The organism is Leeuwenhoekiella palythoae (genome assembly GCF_900130045.1).
In the GTDB taxonomy this organism is placed as follows: domain Bacteria; phylum Bacteroidota; class Bacteroidia; order Flavobacteriales; family Flavobacteriaceae; genus Leeuwenhoekiella; species Leeuwenhoekiella palythoae.
This window is the reverse complement of the sequence record NZ_FQXT01000001.1, coordinates 195,711-211,280: the sequence shown is the minus strand read 5'-3', so window position 1 is coordinate 211,280 and position 15,570 is coordinate 195,711. Positions and strand designations below refer to the sequence as shown.

Annotated in this window: 12 protein-coding genes; 6 read left to right on the top strand and 6 right to left on the bottom strand. The window is 40.4% G+C overall.

Features of this window, described 5'->3' with window-relative positions; all coding sequences use genetic code 11:
- Positions 1-2 precede the first annotated feature (2 nt).
- From leuD to BUA96_RS00910, 3 genes are all read right to left on the bottom strand, one after another.
- Positions 3-587 (bottom strand): 3-isopropylmalate dehydratase small subunit, encoded by a 585-nt coding sequence (leuD, locus tag BUA96_RS00920; protein WP_072979387.1) that lies wholly within the window; start codon positions 585-587, stop codon positions 3-5.
- Positions 588-1,973 carry a 3-isopropylmalate dehydratase large subunit gene (leuC, locus tag BUA96_RS00915; protein WP_072979385.1) on the bottom strand — a complete coding sequence of 462 codons (1,386 nt, stop codon included), beginning with the start codon at positions 1,971-1,973 and terminating at the stop codon, positions 588-590.
- A gap of 95 nt (positions 1,974-2,068) precedes the next feature.
- Positions 2,069-3,241 carry a 2-isopropylmalate synthase gene (locus BUA96_RS00910; protein ID WP_072979383.1) on the bottom strand — a complete coding sequence of 391 codons (1,173 nt, stop codon included), beginning with the start codon at positions 3,239-3,241 and terminating at the stop codon, positions 2,069-2,071.
- 127 nt (positions 3,242-3,368) lie between these two features.
- On the opposite strand from BUA96_RS00910, the gene BUA96_RS00905 reads away from it, so the two are divergent.
- From BUA96_RS00905 to BUA96_RS00895, 3 genes are all read left to right on the top strand, one after another.
- Positions 3,369-4,931, top strand: coding sequence for a hypothetical protein (locus BUA96_RS00905; protein WP_072979381.1), 1,563 nt, complete (start codon positions 3,369-3,371; stop codon positions 4,929-4,931).
- 21 nt (positions 4,932-4,952) lie between these two features.
- Positions 4,953-5,825: a DMT family transporter gene (locus BUA96_RS00900; protein WP_317041282.1), complete on the top strand. Its 873-nt coding sequence runs from the start codon at positions 4,953-4,955 to the stop codon at positions 5,823-5,825.
- Between the two features lie 137 nt (positions 5,826-5,962).
- Positions 5,963-6,211 carry a hypothetical protein gene (locus BUA96_RS00895; protein ID WP_072979377.1) on the top strand — a complete coding sequence of 83 codons (249 nt, stop codon included), beginning with the start codon at positions 5,963-5,965 and terminating at the stop codon, positions 6,209-6,211.
- 205 nt (positions 6,212-6,416) lie between these two features.
- On the opposite strand, the gene BUA96_RS00890 is transcribed toward BUA96_RS00895, so the two are convergent.
- On the bottom strand, positions 6,417-7,127 hold the full coding sequence (locus BUA96_RS00890) for an RluA family pseudouridine synthase (RefSeq protein WP_072979375.1): 711 nt from the start codon (positions 7,125-7,127) through the stop codon (positions 6,417-6,419).
- A 12-nt stretch (positions 7,128-7,139) separates the two neighbouring features.
- Positions 7,140-7,958 (bottom strand): 3-methyl-2-oxobutanoate hydroxymethyltransferase, encoded by an 819-nt coding sequence (gene panB, locus BUA96_RS00885; RefSeq protein ID WP_072979373.1) that lies wholly within the window; start codon positions 7,956-7,958, stop codon positions 7,140-7,142.
- A 134-nt stretch (positions 7,959-8,092) separates the two neighbouring features.
- Between panB and BUA96_RS00880 the strand changes: the two genes are divergently transcribed.
- A complete protein-coding gene (locus BUA96_RS00880) occupies positions 8,093-8,542 on the top strand; it encodes a 3-methyl-2-oxobutanoate hydroxymethyltransferase (RefSeq protein ID WP_072979371.1) in 450 nt (149 codons plus the stop codon).
- Between the two features lie 293 nt (positions 8,543-8,835).
- Positions 8,836-12,093, top strand: coding sequence for an ankyrin repeat domain-containing protein (locus BUA96_RS00875; protein ID WP_164916938.1), 3,258 nt, complete (start codon positions 8,836-8,838; stop codon positions 12,091-12,093).
- On the opposite strand, the gene BUA96_RS00870 is transcribed toward BUA96_RS00875, so the two are convergent.
- Positions 12,090-13,523, bottom strand: coding sequence for an L-serine ammonia-lyase (locus BUA96_RS00870; protein ID WP_072979367.1), 1,434 nt, complete (start codon positions 13,521-13,523; stop codon positions 12,090-12,092). The genes BUA96_RS00875 and BUA96_RS00870 overlap by 4 nt on opposite strands.
- A 316-nt stretch (positions 13,524-13,839) precedes the next feature.
- Between BUA96_RS00870 and BUA96_RS00865 the strand changes: the two genes are divergently transcribed.
- Positions 13,840-15,459: a dihydroxyacetone kinase subunit DhaK gene (locus tag BUA96_RS00865; protein WP_072979365.1), complete on the top strand. Its 1,620-nt coding sequence runs from the start codon at positions 13,840-13,842 to the stop codon at positions 15,457-15,459.
- Positions 15,460-15,570 lie beyond the last annotated feature (111 nt).

Here is a 15,570-nt window from a genome sequence, read left to right as displayed (position 1 = left end):
AGTTAGAAGCTGCGTTCAAGTTCAAAAGCTTCGATTTTATCTTTTTTACTGATCAAGAAATCAATGTCATCATAGCCATTGATCATACAGACCTTTTTATACGGATCGATCTCAAACTCGAGTTCGCCCGCAGGGGTACTCAATAACTGGTTTTCTAGATCAATGGTGAGTTTGGTTTGCGGTTTTTCAGCAACAAGTGCTAAAAGTTCTTTTAAATATTCCGGAGTTACCTGAATAGGAAGAATACCGTTATTAAGCGCGTTTCCTTTAAAAATATCTGCAAAGAAACTGCTGATCACTACTTTAAAACCATATCCTGCAATCGCCCAAGCGGCGTGTTCTCTACTAGAACCGCAACCAAAGTTATCTCCAGCAACTAAAATAGGACCGCTGTACGTAGGATCGTTCAAAACAAAATCCTCATTTACTTCACCGTTTTGTTTAAATCTCCAATCTCTAAAAACATTATCGCCAAAGCCTTTTTTGTCGGTAGACTTTAGGAAGCGCGCAGGTATGATCTGGTCTGTATCTATATTTTCAATAGGTAACGGAACAGCAGTATCGGTAAGTTTTGTAAACTTTTCCATCTAGTTTAATTGTTTTGTAATGTCTGTAATTTTTCCGGCAACGGCGGTGGCGGCAGCCATTAGCGGACTCGCTAAAATCGTACGAGCGCCTTGTCCTTGGCGTCCTTCAAAGTTTCGGTTTGAAGTAGAAACGCAATATTCACCTTCCGGAATTTTATCATCGTTCATCGCTAAACAAGCAGAACAACCGGGCTGTCTCAATGCAAATCCGGCTTCAGTAAAGACTTTATCAAGTCCTTCCTCAACGAGTTGCTTAGCTACTTGCTGCGATCCCGGAACTAACCAGGCGTTTACATTTGGGGCTTTTTGTTTTCCTTTTACAAAATCTGCCGCAATGCGGAAATCTTCAATACGGGAGTTGGTACAACTACCAATAAATACATAATTGATAGGTTTATCAATAAGGCTTTCTCCCTTTTTAAAGTTCATATAAGCGAGTGCCTTATCTAGATTTACATCCTCTTTATCAGGAATGGTTCCGGTAACTTTAATTCCCATTCCCGGGTTTGTACCGTAAGTAACCATTGGCTCGATGTCTTCTGCATCAAACGAGTATTCTTTATCAAAAACCGCATCAGCATCTGTAGGAAGCGTTTTCCAGTAGGCCAATTTTTCTTCCCATTCTGCATTTTCCGGAGCGAATTCGCGCCCTTGAACGTAGTCAAAAGTAGTCTGATCTGGTGCGATCATTCCGCCTCGCGCACCCATTTCGATACTCATATTACAAACCGTCATACGGCCTTCCATAGACATTTCTTCAAAGACATTCCCGGCATATTCACAGAAATATCCGGTACCTGCGTTGGTACCAATTTTTGAGATCACATAAAGAATTACATCTTTAGGAAGCACGTTAGGTTTTAATTTTCCGTTTACGTTTACCCGCAGACTTTTCGGCTTCGTCAATAATAAACACTGGCTTGCAAAAACCTGCGCAACCTGGCTAGTACCAATACCAAAAGCGATCGTACCAAATGCACCATGTGTAGAGGTGTGGCTATCCCCACAAACCATCGTCATACCCGGTTGGGTGATTCCTAATTCGGGAGCCATCACGTGTACGATTCCGTTGTATTTGTGACCAAGACCATAAAGCGTGATCCCATGTTTTTCACAGTTTTCTGAAAGTTGTTTCAGCTGATTTCTTGATAATACATCACGCACCGGCAAATGTTGATCTACTGTTGGTGTGTTGTGATCTGCAGTTGCCACGATCTGATCAGGGCGTGCTACGGCGATGCCGCGTTCTTCTAATTCTGAAAAAGCTTGCGGGCTGGTTACCTCGTGAATAAGGTGTTTGTCTATATAAAGTACTTGTGGGCCATTAGGCACCGTGTCTACCACGTGCGCGTCCCAAACTTTATCAAATAGGGTTTTTCCTGCCATTGTATTGTAATTGGTTCCTGAGAACACTTAGATTATATGAAAAAATAAGGATTCTAATTCAAGAATCCTTATTTAATAGTTTAATTTATAATGTGTTATGCTTCGACTTGCGTCTGAATTTTTGCTTCTTTCATGATCTCGTGAATGTCTTCATCGTGAATTTCTTTCTGCTTATCTGCAAATTTAAGAAAGACCTCATAAACATCATCTAACTGAAGCTTGGTTAATTCGTAGCCTACTTTTTTAGAACGGTACGCTAAAGCTGCGCGACCGCTACGTGCAGTAAGAATGATGGCGCTTTCGGTAACACCAACTTCTTCTGGATCCATAATTTCGTAAGTCTCGCGGTTTTTGATCACACCGTCTTGGTGAATCCCTGAGCTGTGAGCAAAAGCATTAGAACCCACAACCGCTTTGTTAGGTTGTACCGGCATTCCCATTTTGTCACTTACCATTTTACTGGTATCCCAAAGTAGACGAGAATTGATGTTAGTATCCAAACCTAAGTCCGGATGTTGACGTAAGATCATCACGACTTCTTCAAGAGCGGTATTTCCGGCACGTTCGCCAATACCGTTTATAGTACATTCTATCTGGCGCGCACCATTAACCACACCGGCAATCGAGTTGGCAGTTGCAAGGCCCAGATCGTTATGACAGTGGCAAGATAGAATGGCTTTGTCAATACCTTTTACGTTTTCCATAAGGTATTTCATTTTTGCTCCGTATTCTTCGGGTAAGCAGTATCCTGTAGTATCAGGAATATTAAGCACCGTAGCACCTGCTTTTACAGCAGCTTCACAAACGCGTGCCAGATACTCATTGTCTGTACGGCCAGCGTCTTCAGCATAAAACTCTACGTCTTCTACAAAGGTTTTTGCATAAGCCACAGCATCGTAAGCGCGTTTAATAATGTCCTCACGATTTGATTTAAACTTGTATTTAATGTGCGAGTCGCTGGTACCAATTCCTGTGTGAATACGTGGCTTTACAGCATGTTTTAAAGCTTCAGCAGCTACTTCAATATCTTTTTTAACGGCACGGGTAAGACCGCATACCGTTGCGTTTTTTACCAAACGCGAAATTTCTTCAACAGATTTAAAATCACCGGGGCTAGAGATAGGGAAACCGGCCTCAATAACATCAACACCCAGCAGGTCGAGACGTTCTGCAATAATTAGCTTTTGTTGGGTGTCTAATTTACAGCCTGGGACTTGCTCCCCGTCTCGTAGTGTTGTGTCAAAAATTTGGACTTTGTTATCGGTCATAGTGCTTTTTTTCTCAATTTAAGTGTGAATATATATATTGGTAGTACTTTTGAGGTTACCAAAGCAAAATAACCTACGATGTTTAAGCAAAAACGTCTTTATTTAAAGTACTGATAAACAATATTTTATGCGTAAAATCATTACAACAGCAAATGATTCAAAAGATTCGCTTTACGTGCTCATCAAGTCGTTATCAAAGTCTGAAAAACGACAATTTAAACTTTACGTAGGTCGCCTGGACGGAAACGCAGATTCTAAGTATTTACAGCTTTTTAACCTGCTGGATAAAATGAATACCTATGATGAAAGCGAAATTTTTAAGCAGAATATTGTCAAGAAACAACAGCTGTCTAATCTAAAAGCGCATCTCTATAAGCAGATTTTAATCTCGCTGCGCTTGAGTCCGGCGCATCAAAATATACGTGTTCAAATACGAGAACAGTTAGATTTTGCTACGGTGCTTTATCAAAAAGGCTTGTATCAACAAAGCTTAAAACTTCTGGAGAAAGCCAAGCATATGGCAATTGAGAATGAAGAAAAAAATGTGGCCTATGAGATCGTTGAGCTTGAAAAAGTGATCGAAAGTCAATACATCACGCGCAGTATGAGTACCCGCTCAGAAGAGTTAGCAAACGAAGCTAAGATCCTTAGTCAGCAGAATCTGATGACCAGCAAACTCTCTAATTTATCGCTTCAGCTGTATGGATTGATGTTGAAAACCGGCTATGTGCGTAGTGATGAAGAGAAACGAGAGATCACTCAATTTTTCACGAAGTCGATGCCTAAGTATAAAATGAGCGATCTAGGATTTCGGGAGAAACTATGGTTGAATAAGGCCTATCTCTGGTATAGTTTTTTAATTCAGGATTTTTTAAGCTGCTTTAAATATGCAACGCGCTACGTAGAGTTGTTTGAAGAAACACCGTCAATGATCGCCCGTAATCCGGTGTTTTATCTTAAGGGAAATCATTATTTGCTAGAGTCGTTATTCTTCTTGAAACATCACACCAAATTTGAAGAAGTCCTTGCTCGACTAGAAACGCGTTTAGCATCTACAGACTTTCCGCATAGCGATAATTTGGAGATTTTAGAATTTCTATATGTGTACTCGCATAAGCTGAATCATAAATTTATGGTGGGTGATTTCAGTACAGATGACGGACTCATAGAAAAAATTGAAAAATACCTGAAGCAGTCGGGGCAACGCATGGATGAACACCATATAATGGTGTTTTATTACAAGATCGCTAGTCTGTATTTTGGAAATGGTCAGAATAAAAAGTGCATCGAGTATCTTGGAAAAATCATCAACAATAAGTCGCTCAAAATGCGCGAAGATTTAATGTGTTTTGCACGTATTCTTAATCTTGTGGCGCATTATGAAGCCGGAATGGATTATCATTTAGAAACGCTTTTACGTAGCACTTATAAGTTTTTGATCAAGATGGATGACCTGCACGAGGTGCAAAAAGAGATGATCAAATTCCTAAGAAATCTAGGTGAGATTTTCCCGGGCGAATTGAAAAATGAATTCAAAAAATTACGGAATAGGCTAGAAGTCTATGAAGATGATCCGTACGAGCGCCGAGCATTTTTGTACCTTGATATTCTTTCTTGGTTGGATAGCCGAATTGAAAACCGCCCTGTTGCCGATATTATTAAAGAAAAAGCATCTTTGCTTAATCGCTAGTGTTCGAAGAAAATTCTTGTTTTGACCCAAACCCAAAATTCCTATATCAAAAATATTTTACAGCTTAATCTGGCAATGCTCTTGGTAAGTACTAGTGGTGTTTTAGGGAGAGCGGTCACTTTGCCACCTGTGGTAACTATAGGTTGGCGCGCACTCTTAGCAGTAGGTTTTCTGTTTTTATTTTTAAAATGGAAAAGGATCAGTCTAAAAATAGATAGAGAAGATCGTTTTAAGGTGATTTTAGGCGGAATTTTAATGGGCATTCATTGGGTCGCTTATTTCAAAGCATTGCAACTGAGTAATGTCGCTATTGGAATGCTTACCATTTTCACCTATCCCGCGTTAACCAGTATTTTAGAACCATTGTTGTTGAAACTTCCATTTCAGAAAATCCATTTATTTCTGGGATTGCTTGTACTCGCTGGGATTGCTTTTTTAATACCTGATCTGGATTTTGAGAATGAATATACACAGGCGGTAGCTTTTGGCTTAGGTTCGGCATTGGCGTATGCTTTACGTAATATTTTGATGAAAAAACAGGTGGAAAAATATCACGGTAGTTTATTAATGACCTATCAAGCACTTATTGTAGGAATTGCATTAATTCCATTGAGTTTTCAAACCAATGTTGAAGCACTTCAGGAAAATCTCGTCTGGCTTTTAGCCTTAGCTTTGCTCACTACAGCTTTAGGGCATACCTTATTTCTAATGACCTTTAGACATTTTTCCATCACTACTGCAAGTATTATAAGTAGTGTGCAGCCGGTATATGGGATCGCTTTAGGGATTTTACTTTTAGGGGAAATGCCACAATGGAGCACAATAATAGGCGGAGTTTTGATCATTAGTGCAGTGATCATAGAAAGTTTACGTAATGTTAAACCGAAAGCCTAAACGGTTGACTGTGAGTGTAAAGGAATAATTGTTTTTAAACAATCTAAATACAAATCATTCAAAATCAGCTATTTAAATTCATTCTTGCTAGAATAGCCTGTACTTTTACTTCAGTATTAATCCAAAAAAGAAACGTTATGGCTATCAGACTCGGAAATAGTTGTTCAAATTGCGAAAATTTAACAGCATCAAATCAATGTAAACTTCACGATGTACAAGTAACTGCAGGTTACACTTGTGATAGTTTTTCAATGAAAGCAGAACTTAAAAATGATCCTAATTGCGCTAACTGTGCTCGTTTTCACGGTCCTACTTGTGCAAATCCTCAGAAAGCAGCTCCAGAAATGCTATGCTCACACTGGGCTCCGCATAACAATGCAGCTTAATTTTCTGAAAGTTATAAAATTATATAGTAAAGCTCTTTCGCAAGAAAGAGCTTTTTTTATTGGTATCTCCAAATGTTTAAATAGGATGTAAGACTAGCTATCGGGAGGCTTCGAAATAAGAATTATTATCCAAGTAAATCTTCAAGTATTTGCCCAGAGGCAGGCAACTTATAAGTAGCAGCAATTTCAATTAAAGCTAGAGTTATCAATCACTTAAACAGGCTCTCCATAAATTATCATCTAGTGGCGGATCTGCAATAAAAGTCATTTCTTTTTTTTGAACAGGATGTACTAACGTTAATTTGCGTGAGTGTAAATGTATGCTTCCGTCAGGATTGCTTCGGTCAAAACCATATTTCAAATCGCCTTTGATCGGGCATCCAATCGCTGATAATTGGGATCTGATTTGATGATGGCGTCCGGTATGTAAATCGACTTCCAATAAAGAATATGTGTTCAGTTTTTTGAGTACACGGTATTCTAAAATTCCTTTTTTACTGTCAGGCACTTCGTTGATGTGACTGTACGACTTGTTTTGCTTAGGATTTCGTTTTAAATAATGAACCAGCCTATCTGAATTTTTAGGCGGGTTTTCTTTTACTAATGCCCAATAGGTTTTTTTTGCCTCTTTTGCCGCAAACAGCTTATTGAGTCTCGGTAAGGCTTTCGACGTACGTGCAAAGATCACAATGCCACTCGTAGGGCGGTCTAACCGATGCACGACGCCGAGATAAACGGCTCCCGGTTTGTTGTACTTTTCTGCGATATAACTTTTTACCACTTCGCTAAGTGGCTTATCTCCGGTTTTATCACCTTGTACGATATCTCCAGGCCGTTTATTGACGACAATAATATGGTTGTCTTCATAAATGACTTGAAGATTCTCTTTTGTGCTATGTATTGCTTGATTTTTCAGAGGAAAGACAACTTAGTATTGCTCATCTTCAGAAGGAAAATCAACAGCCTTTACATCAGTAATATACTGCTCAAACGCACCGGTCATCAAGGTGTGCAGGTCTAAATATCTGCGTAAAAAGCGCGGACTGAATTCTTTACTCATTCCTAGCATATCGTGCATTACCAAAACCTGACCGTCAACGCCATTACCGGCGCCGATACCAATGACAGGAATAGTAAGACTTTCGGCTACTTCTTTAGCTAATTTGCTCGGTACTTTTTCTAAAACCACCGCAAAGCAGCCTAATTTTTCTAGAAGTAGTGCGTCTTCTTTAAGCTTCTGAGCTTCAGATTCTTCTTTAGCGCGTACGGTGTACGTACCAAATTTATAAATAGACTGTGGTGTTAACCCCAAATGTCCCATCACCGGAATTCCAGCGTGTAGAATACGTTTGATAGACTCTTTAATTTCTTTTCCACCTTCCAATTTTAATGCGTGACCGCCGCTTTCTTTCATAATGCGAATTGCAGAACGAAGTGCTTCTTTAGGGTCACTCTGATAGGTTCCGAAGGGGAGATCTACTACCACTAGAGAGCGCTTTATAGCACGAATTACCGATGATGCGTGGTAAATCATTTGATCTAAAGTGATCGGTAGCGTGGTCTCGTGACCTGCCATAACGTTAGAGGCAGAGTCGCCAACTAAAATTACATCGATACCGGCACGGTCTAGAATTTTAGCTGTAGTATAGTCATATGCGGTAAGCATTGCGATTTTCTCGCCTTGACTTTTCATTTCGGTTAAAGATTTAACCGTAATTCTTTTGTATTCTTTTTTTGCTGCTGACATAGCACAATTTTTAAATGCGCGTAAAAGTAGTAAATTACTCACGTTTTGCCCCAAAAAGAAAGCTTTGAATATAAAAGCAAGGGTGTTAATGCATTAGTATTTTAACTGTCAAACCGCTACTAAAAACCATCACTTTGAAAAGAATTATTACGCTCGTTTTTATTATTTCATTTAGCTGTGTAAAAGCTCAAGAGCCTGAGCAGGCTAAAGAAGTGGTAATTGCATTTTTTAATGCATTTCATCAGCAGGATACTTTAGCTATGAAAGAATTGGTTTATGATTCGATTAAAATGCAATCTATTGGGTTGTCTAAATCAGGCTCGGTAAAACTTTCAACCAGCAGTTTTGATTCCTTTTTAAAATCGATCGCCGGGATTCCTGATACTGTAAATTTTGAAGAACGCATTCTGGATTATAAAGTACGTGTTGATGTATTAATGGCTAACGTATGGACGCCCTATGAATTCTATATAAACAACGAAATAAGCCATTGCGGAGTCAATAATTTTCAGATGATCTGGGATGACAATACCTGGAAGATCTTTTACATTGTTGATACCAGACATCAAGAAGGTTGTAAGTAATCTGCTTTTGTGTTAACGCATAAGCTATTTTATATAACTGCTATTGAATTCGGGACGAGCCTTGCGACATCTCAGTCTCGATTATCGAATAAATAGCTTTGTGTTTTTCAGTTATTTAACTATCTTCAAACTCCCTTAATAATCCCCTCGTAGCGTTAATTTTAAATTCATAAACCGTGAGGGGCTCCTGTTACTTATTCTATTTTCTTGTACTATTTGGTTTCCAGATTTGTTGCGGGCAGCAAACTATTGATACGCTACGAGCGCCCGGATTTGGCGTTGATATACGTTTTTTGGATCCTCTTGATCCCGGGCATAAATCAGTTATTCGCTCAGTTCCTTTCACTGTTTTTGAGACTAAAAATGAGTCCAATGCAGTGCTTCCTGTTGAGAAGGCTTCAGAGTTGCGCTATGAATTTGTACAAACCGCTTATGATTTTGAGCAAAAGATTCTGGGGCTAGATGCTGAAGATTTAGTGGCTTCGGCAAATTTTTCACAAGCGTATAATAGTACTGCCGATGCTGAGAAAAAAGATCAGTTGTTGTATGTCTATACGTTACGTAAAAAGAGCTTATTTGCGCTAGAGCTTCAGCAGAATCAGATTTCTGAAAAGTTTAAAGATGCCGTCGCTCGGCTTGGTCGCGATTTGACAGCCGAAGGTTTTCTCAGTTGGTTTGGAACACACTATACCACCCGCGTAACCTATGGCGGACTATTTCTGACCCGTAATATTATTCGGTCTGAAAACTTTGTCAATTCTCCCTATTCAGAAAAAGAATTTAAAACCAAATTACTCATCGCAGTCGGCGAGCAGCAACGTGGCGATACACTTACAGATCCTTACATTCAGTTAGGTCCTCCACAGCGTTTTACGCGAGGAGGTGACTCTAAAGAGATCTGGGACGAGCGCTGGGAGCAAACCGTAACTCCTGAGAATGCTCAAATAATCGAAGCAACCTATAAGCCGCTGACGACCCTACTCACTCCTCAAAACTTTCCGGAGCTTGAGGATATAGCAGAAAAAAGAGTTTTGCTCGAGACTGCCCTTGCACGTGCGGAATCCAGAGTTAAAAACTGGCAAGCGCAAGAGCATAGTTCTTCATTCTTTCAGAAATATTCGTTGCGCTTTCGGCAAAAAGCGATCTCTGTTGTAAAAAACAGTATGGGAACGGCAGAAGAGTCTTCAAGAACCAATTATGTTGGCGATCTTTTCTTTGGAAGTTTTAATGCCAATGGTGAACCTATGACCACCAAACCTTTGATTGAGTATCAGGGGATAGACTTGAATACATTGCTAACAGATGAAGAAATTGCACTTAACAAGATTCTTGATTTTACAATTTCGCCTGAAGAATTAAAGGGATCTTACGTCAGCATTTGGGATGATACTAAAAAGTTGGTCAAAGGTGAAAACCGAACCACTTTATTTATTAGCGGACCCGAGACTGCCAGAACGGCTTTTAAGGAAGCACTGGTACAACCTGTATTTAAAGAAGTTCAGATAACCACTATTGATAACGATGTGTTTACCATCAAATACAGTTTAGAACAACTTAAAGAACATACGCTAATTGTAGCTTCCGGGAATCCTTATAATTATGCTTTGGACTCCGAATTGGTCGCTGCTGCGGCACGAGGAGATACGCTAGCAATCGTAGAAAAATACCTCGCCGGGGCATCCCGGGCAGTGGATGGCGTTATTGCCGCAGCAGTACAGAATTTTGATGATGCAGCTGTACTGAATACAATTTTTGATTTTGGCGTGCAACCTACAACCAGTGATCTGGATCTGGTTTTTGATCCGGATTATTTCAGTAAAGAAAAGGCATTGACATTACTAGAACGGGGCGCAAAACCTAAGAACAATATGATCTTTAAAGCAGTTGCTTACAAAGCTCCTGAGGTGATTTATGCACTGCTTCGAGAAGGGGCAAAACCCGTGAATAATGATATTGCTTTCGCCGTTAGAAACAAAGACTATAAAGCAGTCAAAGCGCTGATGAGTGATGGGATCACTAATTTTACTGCTGATACCGAAATGCTAGCGCTCGCCGTAACTAACGCAGATGCCGATCTCGTCGAACAGTTTATTGAATTTGGAGCGGAGGCTAATGCCACTATTTTAGAAGAAGCCTTAAAGTCTGAAGATTCAGAGCTCTTAGATCAGATTAAAATGGTCACCACAACGTCGGCACAGGTTTTAGAGGTTGTTGCTCAAGCTGATGATACTACATTATTCTCTTATTTTTTGCAGCAAGGGGAGGCGCAACTTTCAGACAAAGTGATTACCACTGCAATAACCAATAGTAACTTGGCAATTTTAGGTCAAGCGTTAGATCAAGAAGACCGTGCAGACTTTTCACTAGAACAAGCAATACTTTTTAAGAGCACACCTGCGGTCAGATTAAGTCTTGAACACGGCGCGAATGCAGCCCCTGCTTTTGATTACGCTGCTGCGGAAAATGATTTTACACTTTTTAAGGAAAGTCTAGATCGCTTTAACGGAGATCCTAAAACAGCCTTACGCGTTGCCGTTAAATACAATCAAACCGATTTTGCAAAGTATGTTTTTCAGCAGAAAGAAGCTGAAGTAGATCCCAATGTACACCTCACGGAAGTCGTCAAAAATGAAAATCAGGAGCTAGTGGAGTTTTTGATTTCAAAACGTGCAGATCCACAACTGGCGGTTGACGCGGCAATCCAATCGGGCAATAGCAGTATCACGCACTATTTGATTGAAAAAGGAGCTGTAGTTGAAAACCCAAATCTTTTAAAAAGTGCGTCAAAGAACCAGAATATTGAGTTGGCCAAAGTACTGCTTGAAACACGTCAAATGGATCCTGATGCGATTATGCTAGATCTTATCGCGCTTAAAGATGCAAAGCTGGTAGAAACAAATTTAAGTTATGGTGCTCAGGCTGACGCAGCAGCACTGCGGGCGGCTGTTGACTCAAAGAGTGAAGAAATAGCCTTAAAGTTGATCGAGCTTGCTGCCAATGATTTACTTACAAATACCTTGATTTTTAATGCTGTTAAAAACGGGATGCCTCAAGTGGTATCTCATTTGATCGATCGTGTTTCTAATCCGGATTACGCATATAAAGCAGCTCTAGAAACCAAGCAGGCTGAAATGTTAAACTTAAGTATTGCCAAAGGAGCGATGACCGAAGATCAAGATCTATTTAGAGTTATGCGTGCTGATTTTCAAGAAGCAGTACCCGTTTTGTTGGATGCCGGTTTAGATCCCAAAGTGCTGGATCTTGAAGGGAATACGCTCTTACATTATGTTGTGTTTAAAAGCGATAAAGAAGATCTTCAGCTTATTGAGGACTTACTAGACTACGGGTTGAATATTAATGCGAAAAATAAAATAGGAGAGACCCCACTGCATTGGGCGGTAAAAGGCGGAAATCAAAACACAGAGATCATAAAAAAACTACTCGCAAATGGAGCGCTTGTTGAAGCACAGACCATAAAACGGCAAACTGTTTATGATTACGCCGAAGACAAATCGATTAGACAGTTATTAAAAGAGAGCATTTACCGCTAGCAATCGCTTAACGCCACGTTTACAGCAAGCCCACCTTCGCTAGTTTCTTTATATTTAGAGTTCATATCTTTCGCAGTTTGCCACATCGTTTCAATAACTTTATCTAGCGGCACTTTGGCATTGCGAGCATCTGTGTCTAGAGCCATTTCACAAGCGTTAATGGCCTTGATGGCACCCATCGCATTACGCTCTATACACGGAATTTGAACCAAACCAGCAATAGGATCGCAGGTTAATCCTAAGTGATGTTCCATTGCGATCTCACTTGCCATTAAAACCTGTTCCGGTGTGCCGCCCATTAATTCGGTTAAGGCGCCGGCTGCCATTGCGCTTGAAACTCCTATTTCAGCTTGACAGCCTCCCATCGCGGCAGAAATAGTAGCTCCTTTTTTAAACAAGCTACCAATTTCACCGGCTACCAGCATAAATTGTCTGATGTCTTCAAAGTTGGCATCGTGATTCTCAATAACCATATAATACATCATCACCGCCGGGATCACACCCGCGCTACCATTTGTGGGAGCAGTGACCACCCGACCTAAAGAAGCGTTTACTTCGTTTACAGCAAGCGCAAAGCAGGAAACCCATTTGAGAATTTGCCTGAACTTAACCTCGGTACCGCGAATTGCAGTGATCCATTCTTCAGCATTTGTGTAGTTGCAGTCGCCTATCAGATTTTTATGGGAATCAAACGCACGACGACGTACATTGAGTCCGCCCGGTAATGTACCTTCGGTGTGGCAACCGGTGTACATAGAATCCAGCATTACATTCCAGATCTCCTTCAGTCTAAAATTGATCTCTTCCTCAGTATTCAAGGATTTCTCATTCTCAAGAACGAGTTCAGAGATTTTTAGATTTTCGGCCTTACAATAGGCTAATAATTCTTTTCCTGATTGTATAGGGTATGGAAAGCCTTTAAGTTGTTCTTGTTTTATCTTAGAGCGCTTGCGTTCTTCTTGCACGACAAAACCACCGCCAATTGAATAGAACGTATCTGTGGTGCGTTTGCCTGAACTCAACTGAGCTCTAAATGTGATACCATTAGGGTGAAAAGGTTTAAACTTTTTGTTGAAAATAATTTGAGTTTCCGAATCAAAATCTAGTAAACGCTCACTATTAAAGCTCAGTTTTCTCTCTTTTCGAATACGCTCAATAACACCGCTAATATCCTCAATTGGAAATTTTTGCGGGTCAAGACCTTCTAAGCCCAGCAACACCGCGATATCTGTAGCGTGCCCTTTTCCTGTAAGCGTAAGCGAACCATAAAGCTCTACGGTAATGCGCTCAACGTTGTCAAATTTACCCTTATCCTTTAGTTTACTAATCCATCTGCGAGCAGCGCGCCACGGCCCTAGCGTATGCGAACTAGAAGGGCCTACGCCAATTTTAAGCATATCAAAGACGCTAATGCTCTCGATTTTTTTCATAGGGTATATTTAAGACGAATTATAGGGTTTTATTTGGCGCCAAATATAGGATTTTAGATGATGCTACATCGTTGTCATAGGTTGAAAAATCAATTGATTTAGTTGGGTAAATTGGTTAATTGACCGGCATTGAAACTCATTGTTTTACCAAATTTATTTAGAGTATCAATAGGAGTAAATGACAAAATTTAGGTTGCAGTAGATCTCGGTGGAGCGCTATGTCAATTGAAATTTAAACATTTTTATAAGGAAGCTTTAAGAGTGTAAGGCTGCGCTAAATTGTAATTTGAAGCTGCAAATTATTCAAATTACACTCATGAAATTTTTTATAAATGAACCCCAAAATGTCGTCAATGAAGCGATCGAGGGGATATTGACTGACCCTAAACTTACTAAACTTGATAATTTTCCTGAGGTGCGGGTCGTGCTTAGAAAGGAGATCGATGCCAATAAAGTATCTGTGATCTCAGGAGGTGGAAGTGGTCACGAACCGGCCCACGCCGGATTTGTAGGTGAGGGAATGCTTACCGCTGCAGTATGCGGCGACATTTTTGCGTCTCCGTCTGTGGATGCGGTGTTATCTGCGATCGTGGCTACAACCGGAGATCAAGGCTGTTTACTTGTGATTAAAAATTATACGGGCGACCGACTCAATTTTGGTCTGGCAGCAGAGCAAGCTCGTGAAATGGGATATAAAGTAGAAACCGTGATTGTGGGCGACGATATCGCACTTGGTGAAGATGTTGAGCAGCGTGGCCTTGCCGGGACACTATTTGTGCATAAAGTCGCAGGATATTTGGCAGAAGCCGGAAAAGATCTTGAAGAAGTTGCTGCAATGGCTCAAAAAGTAGCCAGCCAGACGTGTTCTATAGGTTTATCCTTAGAAGAAGGAAAAAAGTTTGAACATCCCGAAGCTTCGCGTTTAGAAGATTCTGAGGCTGAATTAGGACTCGGGATTCACGGCGAACCCGGAGTCGAAAAAATTAGTATTCAAAATGCAGATGTGCTGGTGGAGAAAATGTTGAAGAAGCTAACACAATTTTTACCTCATGAGGAGCAGGAGTATGCCTTATTGCTTAATAATTTAGGAAGTGTCACTCCTTTAGAGATGAGCATTCTGCTTAATGGCATTAGTAAAAGTGAGCTTGCTAAAAATGTGAAACTTTTGGTTGGGCCGGCGCAATTAATGACCTCACTTAATATGAATGGTGTTTCTATTTCGGTGCTGCAATTAGATGATGAGATTACCGAAGCACTAACTGCAAAAGCACAGCCGGCTGCCTGGATGATCAGAACGTACGCCGAAAAATCTTCGGTTGAAAGTCCGGAGTTGCCTAAGACGCTTCCTTATAAAGCTTCTAGCAATAGTGAGGTTTCCAAAGCTATTAATGCCATAACTATGATGCTGATTGAATCAAAAGATGAACTCAATGCTATTGATGAAAAAGTAGGGGATGGTGATGCCGGATCAACTTTTGCCACAGGAGCAAAGAAGCTTCAAGAAGTACTAGATAAACTTCCGCTAGCGGATTATTCAGAGTTGCTTATTACTATAGGCCGCATTTTAGCTCGGGAAACCGGAGGTTCAAGCGGAGTATTACTTTCTATTCTATTTACCAGAGCCGGAAACGCTTATAAAGAATCACAACATTTAGGAAAATCTTTGTTAGAAGGACTTAATAAAATGAAAGAGTTTGGCGGGGCCGAAGAAGGGCAGCGAACGATGATTGATGCGTTGCAACCTGCTTTTGAAGCACTGGCTGAAGATAAAAGCATTACCGAAGCTGCTCGTGCAGCCCGAAAGGGCGCTGATAAGACCAAAGAAATTACGCAAACTAAATTTGGTAGATCTTCTTATTTATCGGAAAACTCTTTGGAAGGAATTCCCGATCCCGGTGCGGAAGCTGCAGCACGTGTCTTTGAAGAGTTGGCTTAAAACCTACAAAATTGACACTAGAGCAGCGACCCTTTGTGCGTTGTTGTCTGAATTCTAAAAGATGAAAATTAAATTTATGACAGCTTGTCAGCAAATTTCTACTGGCATAAA

Excerpts from the sequence above, each read along its gene's own strand:
- BUA96_RS00865 (WP_072979365.1), top strand. The coding sequence starts at position 13,840 with ATGAAATTTTTTATAAATGAACCCCAAAATGTCGTCAATGAAGCGATC.
- leuC (WP_072979385.1), bottom strand. The coding sequence starts at position 1,973 with ATGGCAGGAAAAACCCTATTTGATAAAGTTTGGGACGCGCACGTGGTA.
- BUA96_RS00905 (WP_072979381.1), top strand. The coding sequence starts at position 3,369 with ATGCGTAAAATCATTACAACAGCAAATGATTCAAAAGATTCGCTTTAC.
- BUA96_RS00910 (WP_072979383.1), bottom strand. The coding sequence starts at position 3,241 with ATGACCGATAACAAAGTCCAAATTTTTGACACAACACTACGAGACGGG.
- BUA96_RS00870 (WP_072979367.1), bottom strand. The coding sequence starts at position 13,523 with ATGAAAAAAATCGAGAGCATTAGCGTCTTTGATATGCTTAAAATTGGC.
- BUA96_RS00895 (WP_072979377.1), top strand. The coding sequence starts at position 5,963 with ATGGCTATCAGACTCGGAAATAGTTGTTCAAATTGCGAAAATTTAACA.
- panB (WP_072979373.1), bottom strand. The coding sequence starts at position 7,958 with ATGTCAGCAGCAAAAAAAGAATACAAAAGAATTACGGTTAAATCTTTA.
- leuD (WP_072979387.1), bottom strand. The coding sequence starts at position 587 with ATGGAAAAGTTTACAAAACTTACCGATACTGCTGTTCCGTTACCTATT.